The 19,807-nt window shown below is 70.0% G+C and carries 17 protein-coding genes; 6 read left to right on the plus strand and 11 right to left on the minus strand.

The window, feature by feature from the left end; genetic code table 11:
• Positions 1–123: 123 nt before the first annotated feature.
• Complete coding sequence (locus ACWA7K_RS00100; RefSeq protein WP_456164450.1) at positions 124–1,005, plus strand: DUF5672 family protein; 882 nt, start codon at positions 124–126, stop codon at positions 1,003–1,005.
• Between the two features lie 4 nt (positions 1,006–1,009).
• Here ACWA7K_RS00100 and ACWA7K_RS00105 read toward each other — a convergent pair whose 3' ends face one another.
• The gene (locus ACWA7K_RS00105) at positions 1,010–2,119 is read right to left on the minus strand and encodes a glycosyltransferase family 2 protein (RefSeq protein WP_456164452.1); all 1,110 of its coding nucleotides are present in this window, start codon (positions 2,117–2,119) and stop codon (positions 1,010–1,012) included.
• Positions 2,120–2,241: 122 nt separating this feature from the next.
• Between ACWA7K_RS00105 and ACWA7K_RS00110 the strand changes: the two genes are divergently transcribed.
• Positions 2,242–3,318, plus strand: a complete 1,077-nt coding sequence (locus ACWA7K_RS00110; RefSeq protein WP_456164454.1) for a glycosyltransferase family 4 protein — start codon at positions 2,242–2,244, stop codon at positions 3,316–3,318.
• Here the strand turns inward: ACWA7K_RS00110 and ACWA7K_RS00115 are convergent.
• Positions 3,285–4,160, minus strand: a complete 876-nt coding sequence (locus ACWA7K_RS00115; protein ID WP_456164456.1) for a glycosyltransferase family 25 protein — start codon at positions 4,158–4,160, stop codon at positions 3,285–3,287. The genes ACWA7K_RS00110 and ACWA7K_RS00115 overlap by 34 nt on opposite strands.
• A 291-nt stretch (positions 4,161–4,451) precedes the next feature.
• On the opposite strand from ACWA7K_RS00115, the gene ACWA7K_RS00120 reads away from it, so the two are divergent.
• On the plus strand, positions 4,452–4,826 hold the full coding sequence (locus tag ACWA7K_RS00120; protein WP_456164458.1) for a ComEA family DNA-binding protein: 375 nt from the start codon (positions 4,452–4,454) through the stop codon (positions 4,824–4,826).
• A 27-nt stretch (positions 4,827–4,853) separates the two neighbouring features.
• On the opposite strand, the gene ACWA7K_RS00125 is transcribed toward ACWA7K_RS00120, so the two are convergent.
• The 3 genes from ACWA7K_RS00125 to dnaE form a co-directional block, all read right to left on the minus strand.
• Complete coding sequence (locus ACWA7K_RS00125; RefSeq protein ID WP_456210276.1) at positions 4,854–6,140, minus strand: patatin-like phospholipase family protein; 1,287 nt, start codon at positions 6,138–6,140, stop codon at positions 4,854–4,856.
• A 38-nt stretch (positions 6,141–6,178) separates the two neighbouring features.
• Positions 6,179–6,700 (minus strand): hypothetical protein, encoded by a 522-nt coding sequence (locus ACWA7K_RS00130; RefSeq protein ID WP_456164462.1) that lies wholly within the window; start codon positions 6,698–6,700, stop codon positions 6,179–6,181.
• Between the two features lie 128 nt (positions 6,701–6,828).
• Positions 6,829–10,395, minus strand: a complete 3,567-nt coding sequence (dnaE, locus tag ACWA7K_RS00135; protein WP_456164464.1) for a DNA polymerase III subunit alpha — start codon at positions 10,393–10,395, stop codon at positions 6,829–6,831.
• A gap of 51 nt (positions 10,396–10,446) precedes the next feature.
• On the opposite strand from dnaE, the gene ACWA7K_RS00140 reads away from it, so the two are divergent.
• Complete coding sequence (locus ACWA7K_RS00140) at positions 10,447–11,208, plus strand: sulfurtransferase (RefSeq protein ID WP_456168914.1); 762 nt, start codon at positions 10,447–10,449, stop codon at positions 11,206–11,208.
• Here the strand turns inward: ACWA7K_RS00140 and ACWA7K_RS00145 are convergent, their stop codons facing one another.
• Positions 11,209–11,874: a LysE/ArgO family amino acid transporter gene (locus ACWA7K_RS00145; protein WP_456164466.1), complete on the minus strand. Its 666-nt coding sequence runs from the start codon at positions 11,872–11,874 to the stop codon at positions 11,209–11,211. It lies immediately after the preceding gene.
• A 73-nt stretch (positions 11,875–11,947) separates the two neighbouring features.
• Here ACWA7K_RS00145 and ACWA7K_RS00150 point away from each other — a divergent pair, with 73 nt between their 5' ends.
• Positions 11,948–12,847, plus strand: coding sequence for a LysR family transcriptional regulator ArgP (locus tag ACWA7K_RS00150; protein ID WP_456164468.1), 900 nt, complete (start codon positions 11,948–11,950; stop codon positions 12,845–12,847).
• Positions 12,848–13,087: 240 nt separating this feature from the next.
• On the opposite strand, the gene rsgA is transcribed toward ACWA7K_RS00150, so the two are convergent.
• Both rsgA and ACWA7K_RS00160 read right to left on the minus strand, forming a co-directional pair.
• On the minus strand, positions 13,088–14,005 hold the full coding sequence (gene rsgA / locus ACWA7K_RS00155) for a ribosome small subunit-dependent GTPase A (RefSeq protein WP_456164470.1): 918 nt from the start codon (positions 14,003–14,005) through the stop codon (positions 13,088–13,090).
• Entirely contained in the window at positions 14,002–15,282 is a 1,281-nt protein-coding gene (locus ACWA7K_RS00160; protein WP_456164472.1) for a M48 family metallopeptidase, read from the minus strand. The genes rsgA and ACWA7K_RS00160 overlap by 4 nt, the downstream gene beginning before the upstream one ends.
• A gap of 116 nt (positions 15,283–15,398) precedes the next feature.
• Between ACWA7K_RS00160 and orn the strand changes: the two genes are divergently transcribed.
• Positions 15,399–15,974: an oligoribonuclease gene (gene orn, locus ACWA7K_RS00165; protein WP_456164474.1), complete on the plus strand. Its 576-nt coding sequence runs from the start codon at positions 15,399–15,401 to the stop codon at positions 15,972–15,974.
• Between the two features lie 106 nt (positions 15,975–16,080).
• Here orn and ACWA7K_RS00170 read toward each other — a convergent pair whose 3' ends face one another.
• The 3 genes from ACWA7K_RS00170 to ACWA7K_RS00180 are packed head-to-tail and all read right to left on the minus strand — an operon-like array spanning position 16,081 to position 19,704.
• Positions 16,081–16,803 carry an ABC transporter ATP-binding protein gene (locus ACWA7K_RS00170; RefSeq protein ID WP_456164476.1) on the minus strand — a complete coding sequence of 241 codons (723 nt, stop codon included), beginning with the start codon at positions 16,801–16,803 and terminating at the stop codon, positions 16,081–16,083.
• Between the two features lie 23 nt (positions 16,804–16,826).
• Entirely contained in the window at positions 16,827–18,824 is a 1,998-nt protein-coding gene (locus ACWA7K_RS00175; protein ID WP_456164478.1) for a branched-chain amino acid ABC transporter ATP-binding protein/permease, read from the minus strand.
• A gap of 4 nt (positions 18,825–18,828) precedes the next feature.
• Positions 18,829–19,704: a branched-chain amino acid ABC transporter permease gene (locus tag ACWA7K_RS00180; protein ID WP_456164480.1), complete on the minus strand. Its 876-nt coding sequence runs from the start codon at positions 19,702–19,704 to the stop codon at positions 18,829–18,831.
• Positions 19,705–19,807 lie beyond the last annotated feature (103 nt).

Raw genomic sequence — 19,807 nt, forward strand, 5'->3', positions numbered from 1 at the left:
CGATGAGCTTTTCGGCCTGATTCGTCATGGTTTTCATTTTGCCAGCCAACCCAAGGGAGTCCGATGGCCTGCCAGTAAGATGATTTGCACGTCCGATGCGGGCGCGTCCAACGAGCCGAGCTGATGTCAGCACCAGAAGATTCCGCCGGGCATTCGAACCCGGTTTCCCGACCTGTCCGCGCCATCCGTCCTGCCGTCGCGATCCCGATCTACAAGACCGATCTGACCCCCGCCGAGGTGCTGTCGATCGAACGCTGCGTCGCGGTGCTGGGCCGCTGGTCGATCCACTTCGTCGGACCGGTCCGGCTGGCCTCGCATCTGGAGGCGCTGTGCCGCCGATTCGGCGCCGGTGCCGGCGTCGCGCTCCAGCACAAGACCTTCGCGGACGACTACTTCTCGGGCATCACCGGCTACAACCGGCTGATGCGGTCGATCGATTTCTACCGGGCGTTTGCCGGACACAGCCATCTGCTGATCGCGCAGACCGACACGCTGGTGATCTCCGACGAGCTGGCCGCGTGGTGCGAGCGCGATGTCTCCTACGTCGGCGCGCCGTGGTTCGTCGGCGGCTCGGAACCGCAGACGCCGCTGCAGTTTTCCGGCGTCGGCAACGGCGGTTTCTCGCTGCGCCGGCTGGCCGATGTGGAGCGGGTGCTGGCGTCCTTTCGGCGCATCCCGAACTTCGTCAAGTCGCGCGCCGAAGGCCAGGGCGGGCCGGTGTCGTGGTTCCGGCGCTTCAAGCACGGGTACTGGCGCGCCTACACCGTCGAACCGTTTTTCCCGAGTGCCAACGAGGACCTGTTCTGGGGCGTGCTGGTGCCGGCCGCCTGCGAGTTCTTCAAGGTGCCGTCGCCGGAAGAGGCGATCGGCTTCGCGTTCGAGGTCGCCCCGCGTCATCTGCATGCGCTGAACGGCCATCGCCTGCCGTTCGGTTGTCACGCCTGGGAGCGCTACGACCGCCGCTTCTGGGAAGAGCAGCTGCCGTGGGTGCGTCCACTCGGCTGACGGGTCAGCCGGCACGGGGGCGCGGCGGCGCCACGGCCTCGCGCAGGCCGAACCAGGAGCGCCAGAGGCCGCGTTGCAGCTGGGTCGACCACTGCCGGCGCGTGCGCACGCGGCGGGCCTGCCCGAGCTGACGCGCCAGCCCTGCTGCACGGGCACTGGCCAGCAGCGCGGTGTCGTCGGGGTGACGGGCCAGCAAGGCCTGCAGCGCACGCCCGAGGTCGTCCGGGCAGGTCGACGCGAACGGCGCGAGGTTGTCGGGCCACGGATAGAAGGCGTGGACCAGCGTCCAGGCCTCGGCCGTGTCGAGCGCCGGGAAACGCTGCGCGACCAGGCGGGTGCACTCCTCGACATGGCGGCGCGAATCGCTCGACAGCCCGCCCGACATGTAGTGGACCGTCGGTGCCGCGCTGGCCACGAAGCGCACGCCGGCGTCGAACGCGGCGCACAGCCAGGCGGTGTCGCCGATGATCCTGTAGCGGGTGTCGTAGGGCCCCGCCAGCGTCAGGGCGGCGCGGGTGGCGTAGACACCGTTGTGGCAGATCTTCGGGCAGCGCAGCCACGCGCCGGCATCCATCGCCGCCGGTGGCCACAGCTTGCGGCGCTGGCCGTCGTGCAGCCAGGCCGAGCTGAGCACCATCAGCGCCGGCCAGGCGTCACCCATCTGGCCTTGGCGGACGAGTTCGCGCGCGGCCACGGCGGCGGCGTCGGGTGTCAGCCAGTCGTCGGCATTGAGCACGCAGACCAGGTCGCCGGTGGCCAGCGTCAGCGCCTTGTTCAGCGCGTCGTACAGGCCGGCGTCGGGCTCGGAGACGTAGTAGTCGATCTGGCCCGCATGGGCCTCGATGACGTCGAGCGTGCCGTCATCGGAACAGCCGTCGACGACGATGTGCTCGACGCGGTCCCACTGCTGCGCGCGCACGCTCTCGAAGGTCCGCGCCAGCGTCTGGCGGGCATTGCGGACCACCGTCACGTAGCTGACCAGCGGACGCCCGGGAGCGGCCTGGCGGCAGCGTTCCGGCGCCGTCAGCCGCAGGCCGCCCTCGACCCGCCGGCGCGGTGTCTGCAGTTCGCGGGAAGGCGCGTGGCCGGGGGAGTTCGCCGTGGTCTCGTGCATCCGGAAAATGATAGTCGGGCCCCTGCGCAGGCCCGGGGGCGCTCCGGACCGGCATGGATAATCTTCGCGATGAACTCCCCCAGCCGACCCGTCGCATCGAACGTGGCCCACGCCTCCTGACCATGACCCTGCTTCCGCCCGCGCGGCATGAGGTGCTGATCAGCCTGGGGCGCTCGTCGCCCGGTGACGGCGGCATCTTCGAGTTCTCGTCCCAGCTGGCGCAGCGCATCGCGCAGGTGGCGCCGCTCTGGCGCGAGTCCCTGGGGGTCGGCTTCACCTTCCATCTGCGGCCGGAACTCGAAGGGCGCTTCGGCGACACGGTCGGCTACCTGCCGCTGCGTCGGTTGGACCGCTACTGGCTGCGCACCGGGCGGCCGATCAGCCTGTGGCATGCCGTCCACCAGATGAACAAGTCGCAGCCGCCGGCGGGTTGCAAGGCGCGGCTGCTGACGATCCACGACCTGAACTACCTCTACGGCCGCCCGCCGTTCTCGGTCTGGCGCCACAACCGGCAGCTGCGCGGGCTGCTCGGGCGCACCGACCACGTCACCGCCGTCAGCCACCACACCGCCGCAGACGTGCAACGCACGCTGGCCTGGCGCGGTCCGCTGGAGGTGATCCACAACGGCGCGCGCAACCTGTCGCACGACGCGCAGCAGCCGCTGTTCGAGCCGACCCGGCCGTTCCTGTTCCACCTGAGCCGGATGTCGCCTTCGAAGAACCCGCAGTCGCTGCTGGCGATGGCGGCGATCTGGCCCGAGATGGACTTCGTGTTCTGCGGCCCGCCGTCGGCCGACGCCCAGGCGCTGGCCGCCGCGTCGATGCTGCCCAACGTGCGCTTCTTCCTGGGCATCACCGACGCCCAGAAGACCTGGGCCTATGCCCATTGCGCCGGTTTCCTGTTCCCTAGCCTGGCCGAAGGTTTCGGCCTGCCGCCGATCGAGGCGATGCACTTCGGCAAGCCGGTGTTCCTGGCCCGCCGCACCTGTCTGCCGGAGATCGGCGGCGACGCGGCCAGCTACTTCGACGACTTCGATCCCGCGACCATGCGCCGGATCGTCGAACAGGGCCTGGCCACCGGCACCGACCCGGCTCAGGCGGAGGCCGTGCGCGCCCACGCGGCCCATTTCGACTGGGACCGCGCGGCCGCGCAGTACCTGGACCTCTACCGCAAGTTGCTGGGGTTGCCGACGACCTGAGGGGCTGCCTGACGAGCGGCAGCGCTCGCCATGCCGCGTTCGCGCCAGACGCTCAGCAGCCCGTGCGTCACCCGCCGCAGCTCGTTGACGACACGCCAGCCATAGGTCGGCAGGCGGCGATGCCACGGGAACACGCGGCTCGCGGGTTTCGCGGCCACCGCGCCGCCCGTCGACGGCGCAGCACCGGCCTCGCCGCTGTCCTGGGCGACGGCCGAGATGCTCGACTCGATCTCGCTGTCGTGCAGCGCCACCAGCGGGTCGACCCGGCGGACCTTGATGCCGAGCGTCCAGCTGCGGTCGTAGGCGTGGTCAAAGGGCAGGCGGATCGGCAGCAGGCGGTCCAGGTAGACCTGCGCGGCATGTCGGTTCATCACGTAGGCGCTGGAGCCGGTGCACTGGCTCAGCATCACCGTCAGGTGATGCCGTTCGCCGAGCCGCACGACCGGCTGGGGCGTGCCGCGGTGGACGGCCGAGAGCTTGACCATGTCCCAGCGCTCCGGCACGGCGGCCAGCGCGTCAAGCATCGCCGGCAGGTCGGGCAGCAGGCCGACGTCGTCCTCGAGCACCAGGGCCTGCGTGGCGTCGCTCGCCAGCAGCGCGCGGGCGGCGTCCAGGTGCGACAGGTAGCAGCCGATCTCGCCGGCGTTGGGCGTCATGCCGTGACGCCGGCCGTAACCCTTCACGTCGACCAGCCGGGCGCGTTCCTCGGCTGTCAGGCGGGCGCCGTAGACGGCCGGGATGCGGGTCCAGGGGAGACCCAGCGCGTCGAGCTGCGTGGCGATCCTGGCCAGCCGCCGGGTGTCCCGGTCCAGGTTGATGACGAGCGTGAGGGTGGAAGTCATGGCGTTCACCTGCACCGTCCGGGCATCGGACGGCGGCGCATTATCGAGACTCGACCCGGCGACGGGCCAGCCGCATCAACCCGCCATGCAGGACCCTCTCACCCCGATGGGGGCACCTGCGCGCCCACCGCATCCCTCCTCGGTGGGGGGCGGCGAGGGAGTGCCTCGATCGACTCCCTTGCCTAAGGTGCAGCCGTGGCGGGTCGACCGCCACAGGCGCCGCAGCCGTCTGCGGAGGCCGCCGCACCGACCCACCGGGACCGGGCGCGGCGGCGACTCGAAGGGGTTTCCATGTCCACCAGCTCCACCTCCACCTTGCTCACCACGCCCACCTTGACCACGATCTTCAAGTTCCTGTCCGCCTGCCTGCTGGCGCTGTCGGCCGGCCTCTGCATGGCCGCCGTCGACCTCAACAAGGGCACCCAGTCCGAACTCGAATCCGTCAAGGGCATCGGCCCGGCGATGTCCGGGCGCATCCTCGACGAGCGCAAGAAGGGCGCGTTCAAGGACTGGGACGACTTCATGGGGCGCGTGAAGGGTGTCAAGACGGCCAGCGCGACTCGCTTCTCGTCGGCCGGGCTGACGGTCAACGGCTCGGCCTATGCAGCGGGGAAGGCCGAGAAAGCCGACAAGGCCGACAAGGCAGAAAAGCCGGCGAAGAAGTGACCGGTGACCCGGCGGGCGGTGCCCGCCTCAGGCCTGCGGGCGGGTCCAGCCGAAGAACTCGATGACCTCTTGCCGGCGCGCCTCGGTGTCGGCCTGCCCCAGCGCCATCAGCGCCCGGGTGTAGGCCGACTCGAACAGCAGGTAGCTCGACAGCGCGCCGCCGTGTGCCGGCACGCCGGCGGCCGGGTCCATCAGCCCGGCGCCCGGCACGTCGCCGACCTGCAGCGCGCGGCCCTTGCGCCGGCCGTTGACGCCGACGCCGCGCAGCAGCGTGCGCACCGCCATCGGCAGCGCGTCGACGTGCTGGGCGGCCAGGTCGTCCAGGCGCTGGCTCGGCGAGATCACCAGCGCCTCGATCGGCCGCAACGGCGTGCGCGCGCGGGCTTCCGGTGGCAGCAGGGCCAGCGTGCTGTTGATGCGCTGCAGCCGTTCGACGTCGACGGCCAGCGCGTCCAGGAAGATGTTCGACAGCGCATGGCCGGCGATCTGCGCGACGCTCGGGTAGTCGTCGCTGCCGCGGCGCTGGCCCGGGGGTTCCGTCATGCGGCCGGCACCGACGATCAGCACCCGCTCGGCGCCCAGGTGGACCGCCGGAGAGATCGGCGCGGCCTGCCGCATCGAGCCGTCGCCGAACCATTCGGCGTCCGGCCCGATCGGCAGCTGGATGGCCGGGAAGACGAAGGGAATGGCCGCCGAGGCCAGCAGGTGCTGGGTGTTCAGCGTCGTGCGCACGGCGATGCGCTGCGAGCGGGTCCAGGGCGCCAGGCCCTCGTCGGCATCGGCCTCGTAGAAGGTGACGTGCTGGCCGCTGCTGTAGCTCGATGCGGTGACCGCCAGCGCCTTCAGGTGGCCTTGTGCCATCAGCATCGGCAGGCGCTCGAAGGGCACCAGCCGGTGCAGCAGGGATTGCAGGGGGCTGTTGTCGAGCAGTGAACGCGGGCTCAGGCGGCGCCAGCGGGCGAGCGCCCAGCCGAAGGACATCATCGTCAGCCAGGGCGCGCCGGCCCGGATCATCGACAGCGAGTCGGCCCGGTAGACCTGTTCGGCGTGCACGTTGCGCCACAGGTCGGCGATCTCGGCGACGGCTTCCGGGAAGTCGTCGCTGCGGCAGGCCAGCGCGGCCGCGTTGATGGCGCCGGCCGATGTGCCGGTGATGACCTGGAAGGGGTTGCGGCGCGCCGCCCCGCAGTCCCGGGCGATCCGCATGACGGTCTCGAGCACGCCGACCTGGTAGGCCGCCCGGGCCCCGCCGCCGGTCAGCAGCAGGCCGGTCACCGGAGGCTGGGGGGCGGGCAGCTCGATGGCGGCATTCATGCCGCCAAGTCTAGTCAGTCCAGGGGTCTTTCGAGACCTCAGTCGTGGCCGCGACCGTGGCCGTTGCCGTGACCGTGGCCACGACCGCGGCGGTCGTCTTCCCAGCGGTCATCGCGGCGCATCTCGCGGCGGTCATCGCGCCATTCGTCGCGACGGTCTTCCCGGTAGCCGACGCGGTCGTCGACGTAGCGGCCCTGGCCGCGGTAGACGTTGCCCTGATACCAGTCGTCGCGCACGAAGTAGACCGGCACGCCGCAGGCGTTGTAGCGACCGCAGTGGTGACGCCAGTCGCGCCGATGGCCCGGCGGCACCCACAGGTAGACGGGGTCGGGCTCGGCCACGATGACCCGGGGTGGGGCGATGATGACCGGGCGCTGCACCACCACCTGCGGCGGCGGATAACGGCCGATGTCGACGCGACCGAACACGCCGGGCTGGCTGACCTCGATCGACACGCCGACATCGACGTTCGCCGCATGGCTGCCGGCGGCGCCGGCCAGGGTCAGGGCCGCCACCGCAGCGCGGGCCAGGTCCAGGGCATTCAGATTCCAACGCTTCATTTCCAGCTCTCCTGAGGCCTGTGAGCGGCCTCGACGACACAACGCGCCAGTTTCAAGGCGCGATGACGTCACGGCGTTTCAGCCTGTATCGAGCCGGGTGATGCGACCCCCTCGAACGGGGGGGGTGATCAGGCCGGCGTCTCGTCGCCGTAGACCAGCCGGGCCAGACCGTGGCTGGCGCTGGCGCAGGCCTTCAGGGCCTCGTCGCTGGGGTAGAAGCGGGCGTCCTCGCCGAGGTCGATCTCGGCGCAGGCACTCTCGCGCTCGATCACCAGCCGGATCGGCAGGCCCTGCACCAGCTCGCCGTGCTCGGTCTCGGTGCGGCGCGCCGGGTGGTCACGCAGCCATTGTTCGACCGGCGGCACGCTGCCATTGACCGGCACGCGCAGGTAGCGGCCGTGGCGGCAACGGGCGGTCGGCAGGTCCCAGATCTGCTGCGCGTTGAAGCGCACGCCGCCGGTGAAGCGGTCGTTCTGGACCCGGCCCTGGATCAGCAGCAGCTCGTCGTCCTTGACGCGGTCCAGGTTGGCGTTGAGCAGCTCCTCCGGCACGACGGCCTCGATCCGGCCGCTGCCGTCCTCGAACTGGAAGATCGCCGTCTTGCCGCGCTGGCCGTTGACCACGCGCAGCCCGCTGACGATGCCGGCCAGCATCTGCGGCTCGCGGCTTTCCGGCACGTCGGCGATCGGGCGGCGCACGAACTGGCGCACCTCGGCCTCGACCTGATCGAACAGGTGGCCCGACAGGAAATAGCCGATCGCGACCTTCTCGTGGCCCAGCCGGGTGCGCACGTCCCAGGTCTCGGCGGCGACGTAGTCGGGCTCCTGGGTGGAGCTGCCGTGGCTGTCGCCGTCGTCGCCGAACATGTCGAACAGGCCGCCCTGGTTGGCGTGCGCGACCTGGGTGTCGGCGTAGTCGAAGGCCAGGCCGATGCTGGCGAGCAGCTCGGCGCGGCCGTCCAGGCCCTTCGGGTGCAGCTTGTCGAAGGCGCCGGCCTTGACCAGCGCCTCGACCACGCGCTTGTTGATGCTCTTGCGGTCGACGCGGGCGGCGAAGTCGAAGATCGAGCGGAACGGGCCGCCTTCCTCGCGCGCCCGGATGATGGCCTCGATGGCGCCCTGGCCGGTACCCTTGACGGCGCCCAGGCCGTAGCGGATGCGCTTGTTGCCCTCGGCGCCCGGGGCCGGCTCGAAGCGGTAGACGCCCAGGTTGACGTCGGGCGCGTCGAAGGTGATGCCGAACTTCAGCGCGTCCTCGCGCAACACCCGCAGCTTGTCGGTGTCGTCGAGTTCGATGGTCATGTTGGCCGCGAAGAACTCGGCGCCGTGGTGCACCTTGATCCAGGCCGTGTGATACGCCAGCAGCGAGTAGGCGGCGGCGTGCGACTTGTTGAAGCCGTAGCCCGCGAACTTCTCCATCAGGTCGAAGACCTCGTCGGCCTTGGCCTCGCTGATGTCGTTCTTCGCGGCGCCCTCGCGGAAGATCTTGCGGTGGGCGGCCATCTCCTCGGCCTTCTTCTTGCCCATCGCCCGGCGCAGCATGTCGGCGCCGCCGAGGCTGTAGCCGCCCAGCACCTGGGCGGTCTGCATCACCTGCTCCTGGTAGACCATGATTCCGTAGGTCTCGGCCAGCACCCACTCGACCAGCGGGTGCGGATACTCGACCGGCTCGCGGCCGTGCTTGCGCGCCACGAAGCTGGGGATCAGGTCCATCGGACCGGGCCGGTAGAGCGCGTTCAGCGCGATCAGGTCCTCCAGCCGGCTGGGCTTGGCGTCGCGCAGCATGCGCTGCATGCCGCCGGATTCGAACTGGAACACCGCCTCGGTCAGGCCGTCGGAGAACAGCTTGTAGACCCGCGCGTCATCGAGCGGGATGGTCTCGAAGGCGAAGTCCTTGCGGTTCGGGTGCCGCGCGACGATGAACTCCTTGGCGAGCTCCAGGATCGTCAGCGTGGCCAGGCCCAGGAAGTCGAACTTGACCAGGCCGATCGCCTCGACGTCGTCCTTGTCGTACTGGCTGACCGCCGAGTCGCTGCCCGGCTGCTGGTAGAGCGGGCAGAAGTCGGTGATCTTGCCCGGCGCGATCAGCACGCCGCCGGCGTGCATGCCGATGTTGCGCACCATGCCCTCGACCCGCGTGGCCAGCGACAGCAGCTCGGCGACCTCTTCCTCGGCCTCCTCGCGCTGGTTCAGCTCGGGCGCCTCCAGGCGCGCGTAGATCAGCTTCTCGTCGGGCTTCTCGGGCACCTTGGCCAGCGTGACCGTCTTGCCGGGCGGGGCCGGGATCAGCTTGGCGATCGAGTCGACCTGGCCATAGCCCATGCCCAGCACGCGGCCGATGTCGCGCAGCGCGGCCTTGGCGGCCATCGTGCCGAAGGTGGCGATCTGGCTGACCGCCGGACGGCCGTAGCGTTCCTTGACGTAGTCGATGACGCGGTCGCGGTTGCCCTGGCAGAAGTCGATGTCGAAGTCGGGCATCGAGACCCGCTCGGGGTTCAGGAAACGCTCGAACAGCAGGTTGTAGTGCAGGGGATCCAGGTCGGTGATCGACAGCGCGTAGGCGACCAGCGAACCGGCGCCCGAACCCCGGCCCGGGCCGACCGGGCAGCCGTTGGCCTTGGCCCAGCGGATGAAGTCCGAGACGATCAGGAAGTAGCCCGGGAAGCCCATCTTCAGGATCGTCGTCAGCTCGAATTCGAGCCGCTCGACGTAGCGAGGCCGTTCGGCGTCGCGCTGGGCGACGTCCGGGAACAGCAGCTTCAGGCGGTCTTCCAGGCCCTCGAACGACAGCTGGCGGAAGTAGTCGGCCATCGGCATCGACGAGCCGTCGGGCAGCGTCGGCGTCGGGAAGTTCGGCAGCTGCGGCTTGCCCAGCACCAGCGTCAGGTTGCAGCGCCGGGCGATCTCCAGCGTGTTGGCAATGGCCGTGGGGATGTCGGCGAACAGCGCGCCCATGTCGGCCGCCGGCTTGAACCACTGCTCGCGGCCGAAGCGCTTGATGCGCCGGGCGTTGCCCAGTGTCTCGCCCTCGGCGACGCAGACCCGCGCCTCATGGGCGTCGAAGTCGTCGGGCTCCAGGTACTGGATCGGGTGGGTGGCGACCACCGGCAGCTGCAGCTTCGCCGCCAGCGGCACGGTCGCGCGCACGACGGCCTCGTGGCCGGGCAGGCCGGCGCGCTGCAGCTCCAGGTAGAAGCGGTCCGGGAACAGGCCGGCGAGGCGCTGCGCCAGTTCGGTCGCACGTTCGCGGTCGCCCTGCAGCAGGGCGGTGCCGATGGCGCCCAGCGGGCCGCCCGACAGCGCGATCAGCCCGCCGCCCAGTTCGGCCAGCCATTCCCACTTGACCCAGGCCTGGGTGCGCTGGACGTTGGTGACCCAAGCGCGCGACAGGATCTCGCACAGGTTCAGATAGCCCTGGCGGTCCTGCACCAGCAGCAGCAGCCGGCTGGCCGGACGCTGTTCGCCGGCGGCGGCGGGGCCGTCCGGTTCGAGCCAGATGTCCGCGCCGATGATCGGCTTGACGCCCTTCTTGCGGGCCGCGTTGTAGAACTTGATCGCGCCGAACAGGTTGGCCAGGTCGGTGATCGCGAGCGCCGGCTGGCCGTCCTTGGCCGCCGCCGCGACCCCGTCATCGACCCGCAAGGTGCCGTCGACGACGGAGTATTCGGTGTGGGTGCGCAGGTGGACGAAGCTCATCGGCGGGATTGTAGGGAGGGCACTTTCTGGCCATTCCCGCCGATTTCTACAATCCCGGGCGTGAACTCGCCGATCCTGAACCTCTCCGCCTACAAGTTCGTCACCCTCGCCGATTGCGCCGACTGGCGCGGCGCGCTGCAGGGCCAGGCGGTCGCCTGCCGCCTTAAGGGCACGGTGCTGCTGGCCGAGGAGGGCATCAACCTGTTTGTCGCCGGACCGGAAGCCGGCGCGCGTGCCTTCATCGACTACCTGCGCGCCGATCCGCGTCTGGCCGACCTCGTGCCCAAGGAAAGCTGGAGCGACGCGACGCCGTTCCGTCACATGAAGGTCAAGGTCAAGCGCGAGATCATCCGCATGAACCAGCCGGCGATCCGCCCGGCGGCCGGCCGCGCGCCGAGCGTGTCGCCGCAGGATCTGGCGCGCTGGCTGACCCAGGGCCACGACGACACCGGCCGGCCGGTCGTGACGCTCGACACCCGCAACGCCTTCGAGGTCGACGCTGGTGCCTTCCAGGGCGCGATCGACTGGCGCCTGACGAAGTTCAGCGAGTTCCCGGCCGCCGTGGCCGAACACCGCGACGAACTGGTCGGCAAGACGGTGGTGAGCTACTGCACCGGCGGCATCCGCTGCGAGAAGGCGGCGATCGTGCTGCAGCAGGCCGGGCTGGAGTCGGTCTACCAGCTCGAAGGCGGCATCCTGAAGTACTTCGAGCAGACCGACGGCGCGCCCGGCTGGCAGGGCCACTGTTTTGTCTTCGACGAGCGCGAGACGCTCGGCGCGCGGCTGGAGCCGCACCCGGTCACGCCGGGCTGATCAACCCGCCAGGCCGCGCCCGGCACCTTGCCAGGCCATGTGCGCCAGCCCGGCCGCCAGCGACAGCAGCATCAGCGCGATGCCGGCGTCCAGCGCCCGCCAGGCCTGCGGCCGCTGGAACCACGGCGCCAGCTTGCCGGCCGCCCAGGCCAGGCCCGAGAACCACAGCGCGCTGGCGCCCATCGCGCCGGCACCGAAGACCCAGTTCGCGCCCGGTCCCTGGGTCTGCAGCTGGGCATGGGCCAGCGAGCCGATCAGCACGGTGGTGTCCAGCCAGGCGTGCGGGTTGAGCCAGCTGAAGGCGGCGGCCTGCAGCACGATGCGGCGCCGGCTGGCAGGCGCCGCCGAGGTGTCGATCGTGCCCGCCGCGACCGGCCGCCAGGCCCGTTGCGCCGCCTGCCAGCCGTGCACCGCCAGGAACACCGCGCCGACCGCCGTCAGCGCCGGGATCAGCCACGGCAGCCCGTGCGAGACCTGCTGCATCCCGGCAATGCCCAGCGCGATCAGCGCGACATCGGTCAGCGCGCACACCAGCACGACCGAGCCGACCCATTCGCGCCGCAGGCCCTGCCGCAGCACGAAGGCGTTCTGCGCGCCAATCGCGACGATCAGGCCCCAGCTGGTCGCCATGCCGAGCAGGAAGGTGGAGAGATTCGACTTGTCCATGACGTCAGCCTAGGGTTTCCGTTCAGTGAAGGCCAGCTAAACTTTCTAACGATCCATTAGCTGGACTAAGCCCATGCTCGACCTTCAAGCCTTGCGCGCCCTGGCCACCGTCCTTCGCGAGGGCAGCTTCGAACGTGCCGCCCGGCAGATGCACGTGACGCCTTCCGCGGTCTCGCAACGCATCCGGGCGCTGGAGGAGAAGCTCGGCTGCGTGCTGCTGGTGCGCACCTCGCCGGTGACGGCGACCGAGGAAGGCGCGCGGCTCTATCTCCATTTCCTGCAGATCGAGGTGCTCGAGTCCGACCTGGCGCGCGACCTGCAGCCGCTCGGCGACGTGGCCTCCAAGCGCGGCCGCAGCATCCGCGTCGCGGTCAACGCCGACAGCCTCGCGACCTGGGTGATCCCGGCGCTGGCCGACTTCCACGCCCGCAGCGGCGACACCGTCGCGATCCACGTCGACGACCAGGACCACACGCGCGAATGGCTGCGCTCGGGCACGGTGTTCGCGGCCGTGACGGCCTCGTCCGAGCCGGTGGCCGGTTGCCGCGTCGACCCGCTGGGCAGCATGCGTTACCACGCACTGGCCAGCCCGGCCTTCCAGGCCCGCCACTTCGAGGGCCGTGACCTTCAGGCCGCCTTCGCCGAGGCGCCGATGCTGGTCTACAACCAGAAGGACCAGCTGCAGCACCGCTTCCTGGGCGAACTGCTGGGCGATGTCGACCCGCACCCGCCGGTCTGGTGGCTGCCCTCGACCCACGCCTTCATGGACGCCGCCCGCGCCGGCCTGGGCTGGGGCCTGCACCCGCTGCCGCTGGTCGCCGAGGACATGGCCGCCGGCCGACTGGTCGACCTGAGCCCCGGCCACTGGGTCGACGTGCCGCTGTACTGGCAGAGCTGGCGTCTCGACTCCGAGACCGTCCACACGCTGCGCGCCTGCATGCTGCGAGCGGCCGAGGGCGTGCTGCAGCAGTGAGGCGGGGCGGGCGTGGGTGTGTTCGTCTTGCGAGAGACCCCTCACCCTCGGTCCCTCTCCCGCAAGGGGCGAGGGAGGACGCGGTTGGGAGGGTGTCGCGTTGATGGGGTCTGGTGACTGGCTCATCGACTGAGCTACCGCCAACAACACCGATCAACACGAGGCAAGGAGCCCTCTCCCCTTGCGGGAGAGGGTAGGGTGAGGGGTCCATTCCCCGTCGCCCTCCGGCGACGCATCTCCTCACCAGCGCTTCTGCGCCAGCTCCGCGCTGAGTTCCAGGTAGATGCGGTAGCGGCTGGCGGCGATCTGGCCGCGGTCGACGGCGGCCAGGACGGCGCAGCCTGGTTCGTGGTCGTGGCTGCAGTTGGTGAAGCGGCAGTCGGCCTGGAAGGGCAGCAGGTCGGGCATCCAGCGCGCCAGTTCGGCTCGTTCGATGTGGCGGATGCCGAACTCCTGGAAGCCGGGCGAGTCGATCAGCGCTGCCTGGCGGGCCTCGTCGAGCCAGTACCAGCGCGTGTGCGTGGTCGTGTGGCGGCCCGAGTTCAGCGCGCTGGAGATCTCGCCCGTGGCCGCCGATGCGCCCGGCACCAGCAGGTTCACCAGCGTGCTCTTGCCGGTGCCCGACGGGCCCAGCACCAGTGTCGCGCCGCTGGCCAGGCGCGGGCCAAGCAGCGCGCGGGAGGCGTCCGGCCGGGTCTTCAGCGCGACTTCCAGCACCTCGTAGCCCATCGCCTGATACGGCGCCAGGCGCTCGCGGGCGAAGGCCGCGGGCGCTTCCAGGTCGATCTTGTTGAGCAGGATGACGACCTCGATGCGGGCTTCCTCGGCCGCGATCAGCGCCCGGCTCAGCTGGCTCTCGCTGAACACCGGTTCGGCGGCGACCAGCACCAGCAGGCGGTCCAGGTTGGCGGCGAAGGACTTGGTCTTCCACTCGTCCTGCCGGTAGAGCAGGTTGCGGCGCGGCTCGATGGCCTCGATCACGCCCTCGTCGCCGCGCGCATCGGTGACCTGCCAGCGCACCCGGTCGCCGACGACCAGCTGACTCTTCTTGCCGCGCGGGTGGCCCTTGATCTCGCGGCCTTCGGGGGTCTCCAGCAGGTAGTGGCGACCGTGGCCGGCGACGACCAGCGCGACGTCGAGTTCCTGGTGGCGGCTCACGCCGGTTGCACCGATGCGCGGGCCATCGCCGCCAGACGTTCGCTGGCCGGCGGGTGCGAGTAGTGGACCTTCACGTAGACCGGATCGGGCGTGAGCGTTGCCGCGTTGTCCTCGTAGAGCTTCAGCAGCGCGCCCGACAGGTGCTGCGACGGGGCCTGCGAACAGGCGTAGGCATCGGCCTCGAACTCCTGCCGGCGCGACACGGTGGCGGTCAGCGGGCTGACGAAGAAGCCGAACACCGGCCCGACCATCATCAGCAGCACCAGCGCCAGGCCGTGGTTGGGCACGACCAGGTCGGGCATCGCGCCCAGGCCGGCGTAGAAGGCCTGCTGCTTCATCAGCCAGCCCAGAAGCGCCAGGCTCAGCAGCCAGACGCCCATCACCGTCACCAGCCTCTTGGGCACGTGGCGATGGTGGAAGTGGCCGAGCTCATGGGCCAGCACGGCCTCGATCTCGTCGGGCGACAGGCGTTCGAGCAGGGTGTCGAAGAACACCACCCGCTTGCTCGCGCCGAAGCCGGTGAAGTAGGCGTTGGCATGGGCCGAGCGCTTGCTGCCGTCCATCACGTAGAAGCCCTGGGCCTGGAAGCCGCAGCGCTGCATCAGCGCCTGCACGCGCTCGGCCAGCGCGGTGTCGGTCAGCGGCTGGAACTTGTTGAACAGCGGCGCGATGACGGTCGGGTAGAGCACCTGCATCGCCAGCGTGAAGACCGCCAGCACCACGAAGGCCCACAGCCACCAGAACTCGCCGGCGCGGCCCATCAGCGTCAGCAGCAGCGCCAGCAGCGGCACGGCGATGGCCAGGCCGACGAGTCCGCCGATCAGCTGGTCGCGCAGCCACAGGCCGAGCGTCATGCGGTTGAAGCCGAAACGCTGTTCGATGCGGAAGGTGCGCCACAGGTCGAAGGGCAGGTCCAGCAGCGAGCCGATCAGCGTCACCGCGACGATCAGGCCGACCTGGTAGCCGAGGTCGCCGACGCGCGGATGCAGGTGTTCGAGCAGCGCGACATTGAGCGCGTCAAGCCCGCCCAGCAAGGTCCAGCCCAGCAGCAGCGCGGCGCTCCAGGCGGCGCCGAGCAGCTCGAAGCGCTGGCGCGCGATGGTGTAGTCGGCGGCCTTCTGGTGGGCCGCCAGCGTGACGACGCCGGCAAAGGCGGCGGGCACGGTGCCGCGGTGGCGGGCGACGTGGCGGATCTGGCGGCTGATCAGCCAGAACCGGGCGGCCAGCATCAGCAGCAGGGCACAGACGAAGACGGTGGTGACGAGGGGTGCGGACATGCGGCGATTCTCGTTGATCGTTTTCGCCCTCGACGGGCACGGGGCGCCGGCCGGGTCAGGCGGGTTCGTGTCCGGGCAGCGTGTGAAAATTCCCGCCTGAACACACGGAGTCCTCGATGACCGACGCGATCACCAGCCCGCCCAGCCTGCCCCGCCATGACCAGAACCTGATCTGGATCGACATGGAGATGACCGGCCTCGACCCGATGACCGACCGCGTGATCGAGATCGCCGTGGTCGTCACCGACGCCCAGCTGCAGGTGCGGGTCGAAGGCCCGGTCATCGCCGTGCACCAGAGCGATGCCGTGCTCGACGGCATGGACGCCTGGAACCGCGGCACGCACGGCAAGAGCGGCCTGACCGAGCGGGTCAAGGCCTCGACGATCGACGAGGCGGCCGCCGAGGCCCAGGTGATCGAGTTCCTGAAGGGCTACGTCGGCGCGCGCATCTCGCCGATGTGCGGCAACAGCATCTGCCAGGACCGCCGCTTCCTCGCGAACTACATGCCCAAGCTCGAAGCCTTCTTCCACTACCGCAACCTCGACGTCTCGACGCTGAAGGAACTTGGCAAGCGCTGGAAGCCCGAGATCATGGACGGCTTCAAGAAGCACCAGAAGCACACCGCGCTGGCCGACATCCACGAGTCGATCGACGAGTTGCTCTACTACCGCGAGCACCTCCTCAAGATTTGATGTTGGCCCCTCGACCGGCGGGTACGCCGGTCGATCCCCCGGGGGGATCGGGCCGGCTTGGGGCGGCCCGGCGCTCGGCCCGCCGCCTCTGTCCACAGCGCTCGGTTCAGTGGCCGCCGCCGAGGTAGGCGGCGCGCACGGCGGGGTCGTCGCGCAGCTGGGCGGCGGGGCCGTGCACCGAGATGCGGCCGTTCTCCAGCACGTAGCCGTAGTCGGCCACCGCCAGCGCGGCGGCGGCGAACTGTTCGACCAGCAGCATCGTCACGCCCTGTTCCTTCAGGCGGCCGATGATCTTGAAGACCTCCTCGACCAGGATGGGCGCCAGGCCCATCGACGGCTCGTCGAGCAGCACCACCTCCGGGTTCAGCATCACCGCGCGGGCCATCGCGAGCATCTGCTGCTCGCCGCCCGACAGCGTGCCGGCCAGCTGGGTGCGGCGTTCCTTCAGGCGCGGGAACAGCTCCATCGCCCGTTCCAGGTCGCCCTGCACGTCGCCCTTCGGGCGGCTGCCGGTCAGGCGCGGGAAGGCGCCCAGCAGCAGGTTGTCGGCCACGCTCATCGTGGCGAACACGCGGCGGCCTTCGGGCGAATGGGCCAGGCCGCGCTTGGCGATGTGGAAGGGTTCGAGCCCGGCGATGCGCTCGCCGTTCAGGCGGATGTCGCCGGCGCTCGGCGAGATCATCCCGGAGATCGCGCGCATCGTCGTGGTCTTGCCCGCGCCGTTCGAGCCGATCAGCGTGATGACCTGGCCCTTGGGCACCTCGATCGAGATGCCGTGCAGCACCTCGACCTTGCCGTAGCCGGCATGCAGGTTTTCGATCGTGAGCATGTGGGTCTTTCTGGTCTTCTGGTTCAGGCCGCTTCGCCGCCGAGGTAGGCCTCGATGACCTTGGGATCCGCCTGCACGGCAGCCGGCTTGCCTTCGGCGATCTTCTGGCCGAAGTCCAGCACGGTGACGGTGTCGCAGATCGACATGACCACGTCCATGTGGTGCTCGATCAGGATCACGGTGATGCCGTGTTCGCGGATCTTGCCGATGATGGCCACCAGCTCCTTGATGTCCGGTGCGGTCAGGCCGGCGGCCGGCTCGTCGAGCAGCAGCAGCTGCGGATCGAGCGCCAGCGCGCGGGCGATCTCCAGCAGGCGCTGCTGGCCGTAGGGCAGGTTGCGGGCTTCCTCGTGCGCCAGGTCGGCCAGGCCGACGAAGCGCAGCAGCGCCATCGCCCGCGCGGTCGCCGCGTCGTGTTCGCGGTTGTAGCGCGGCGTGTGCAGCGCGACGTCGACGAAGTGGCTCGTGAAGCTGTGGTGCAGGCCGACCATCACGTTGTGCAGCGCCGTCATCTCGCCGAACAGCTGCACGTTCTGGAAGGTCCGCGCGATGCCCGACAGCGCGATGTCCGACGGCGTGCGGCCGTTGACCGTGCGGCCGGCAAAGGCGATCGAGCCGGCGGTCGGCACGTAGATGCCGGTCAGCACGTTCATCATCGTGCTCTTGCCCGAGCCGTTCGGGCCGATCAGGCCGTGCACGGTGCCGCGTCGCACCTTCAGGTCGACCTGGTTGAGCGCCTTCAGGCCGCCGAACTGCATCAGCACCTGGTCGGCCACCAGCAGGTCGGCACCCTCGGCGACGCTGCCATCGTTGGCTGCGCGCGAGACCGCGTCGGAGCCGCCCTTCTTCGCGGCGGCACGTTCGTCGCTGTCGTCGTCGACCGCACGGGTGGGCTTGCCCAGCGCGCCGCGCACGAAGCCGACGATGCCGTCCTGCAGGTAGTACACGACGAACAGCGTGATGACGCCGAACACCGACAGGCGCCAGTCGGTCATCGACTGCAGCACGAAGGAGACGGCGGCCAGCGCGATCGAGCCGATCACCGGAATCGCCACGCGCTGCGGCGTGCTGCGCTTGCGGGCCAGCAGCACGGCCGCGCCGATCGTCATGCCGACGGCCAGCAGCACCGCGCCGATGCGGAACAGCGCCAGGTCGTCGAGCAGCTTGGGCAGCAGCACGATGATGGTCGCGCCCAGCAGCGAGCCGATGCGGCTCTTGCGGCCACCCATGATCACGGCCAGCAGGAACAGCACGGTCAGCTCGAAGTTGTAGGTGTTCGGGCTGATGTACTGCTCGGAGTAGCTGTAGAGCGCACCGGCCAGGCCGGCCAGCGCGGCGCTGACGACGAAGGCGTAGACCTTGTAGCGGTAGACCGAGACGCCCATGCAGTCGGACGCGACGGGACTGCCGCGCAGCGCCTCGAAGGCGCGGCCGAGGTGCGAGCGCAGGACCCGGTGGACGACCACCAGCGAGGCCACCAGCATCACCGCGACGACCCAGAAGTACTCGTGTTCATCGAGCTTGTGGCCCAGCAGCAGCGGCTTGCCGACCTTGATGCCCATCGGGCCGGCGGTCAGGAAATCCATCTCGTTGATCAGGATCTGCAGGATGGTGCCGAAGGCCAGCGTGACCATCGCCAGGTACGGACCGGTGACGCGCAGCGCCGGCAGGGCCAGCATCGCGCCGAAGACGGCCGTCACGGCGATGGCCGCCGGCAGCGTCAGCCAGATCGGCGCGCCGAAATGCATCACCAGCACCCCGGCGGTGTAGGCGCCGACGCCGAACAGGCCGGCATGGCCGAGCGACACCTGACCGGTGTAGCCGACCACGATGTCCAGGCCGAACAGCACGATGGCGTAGATCAGGATGGTCTCGACCAGGTGCAGGTAATAGGGGTTGCCCAGCGCGGCGGGCAAGGCCGCCAGCAGCAGCGCGCCGGCGGCGCCGAGCACCAGCGGATGGCGCCAGACCGGGGTCGCGGGCACGCTGCCCGAGGCGATCGTGTTCGTCTTGGTGTTCATGGCGTCAGACCTTCTTGATCGCGGCCTTGCCGAACAGGCCGGCCGGCTTCCAGGCCAGCACGATCAGCAGCAGGACCAGGCCGGGCACATCCTTGTAGCCGGTCGAGATGTAGTAGCCGGTCGACGTCTCGGCGATGCCGAGGATCAGGCCGCCGACGACGATGCCCATGCCGCTGGTCAGGCCGCCGATGATGGCCACCGCGAAGGCCTTCAGGCCCAGCACCGCGCCCATCGTCGCGCCGGTCAGCGTCAGCGGCGCGATCAGCACGCCGGCGAAGGCGGCGGTCAGCGAGGACAGCGCATACGAGAAGGTGATGACCAGGCCGGTGTTGATGCCCATCAGCTTGGCGGCCTCGCGGTCGTTGAAGGTCGCGACCACCGCACGGCCGTAGATCGAGCGGCGGTTGAACAGCTCGACGGCCAGCATCAGCGCCAGCGCGCCGCCGACCACCAGGACTTCCATCGGCAGCACGTTGGCGCCCAGGAAGTGCATCGGTGCCTCGGGCAGCGGCGAGGGGAACTTGATGTCGTCGCGGCCCCAGACGTTCTCGGCCACGTTCTTGAAGATGATGCCCAGCGCGATGGTGGACATGATCCAGCCGAACTCGCTCTTGATCTTGATGGCCGGTCGCACGCCGATGCGTTCGACCACCGCGCCCTGGACCGCGCCGAACAGGCACACCAGCGGCAGCATCAGCCAGTAGTTCACGCCCAGCGTGACGAGGGTCAGGCCGACCAGCGCGCCGAGCATCAGCGCGTCGCCCTGGCCGAAGTTGAGGGTGTCGGACGTCGCGAAGGTCAGCTGGTAGCCGAAGGCGATGACCGCGTAGATCATGCCCAGCGCGATGCCGCTGAACACGAGTTGGGTGAGGATCTGCATGGAAGCCCCTGCGAGGGTCGGGTGCGACGCAGCCGCGGGCTGTCAGGCCCGCGGCTGTGCGGTGTTCCGTGGGGAGGCCGGGGCATGCGGAGGCATGCGCGCC

This window comes from Leptothrix mechoopdaensis (SeqCode) (assembly GCF_053893855.1).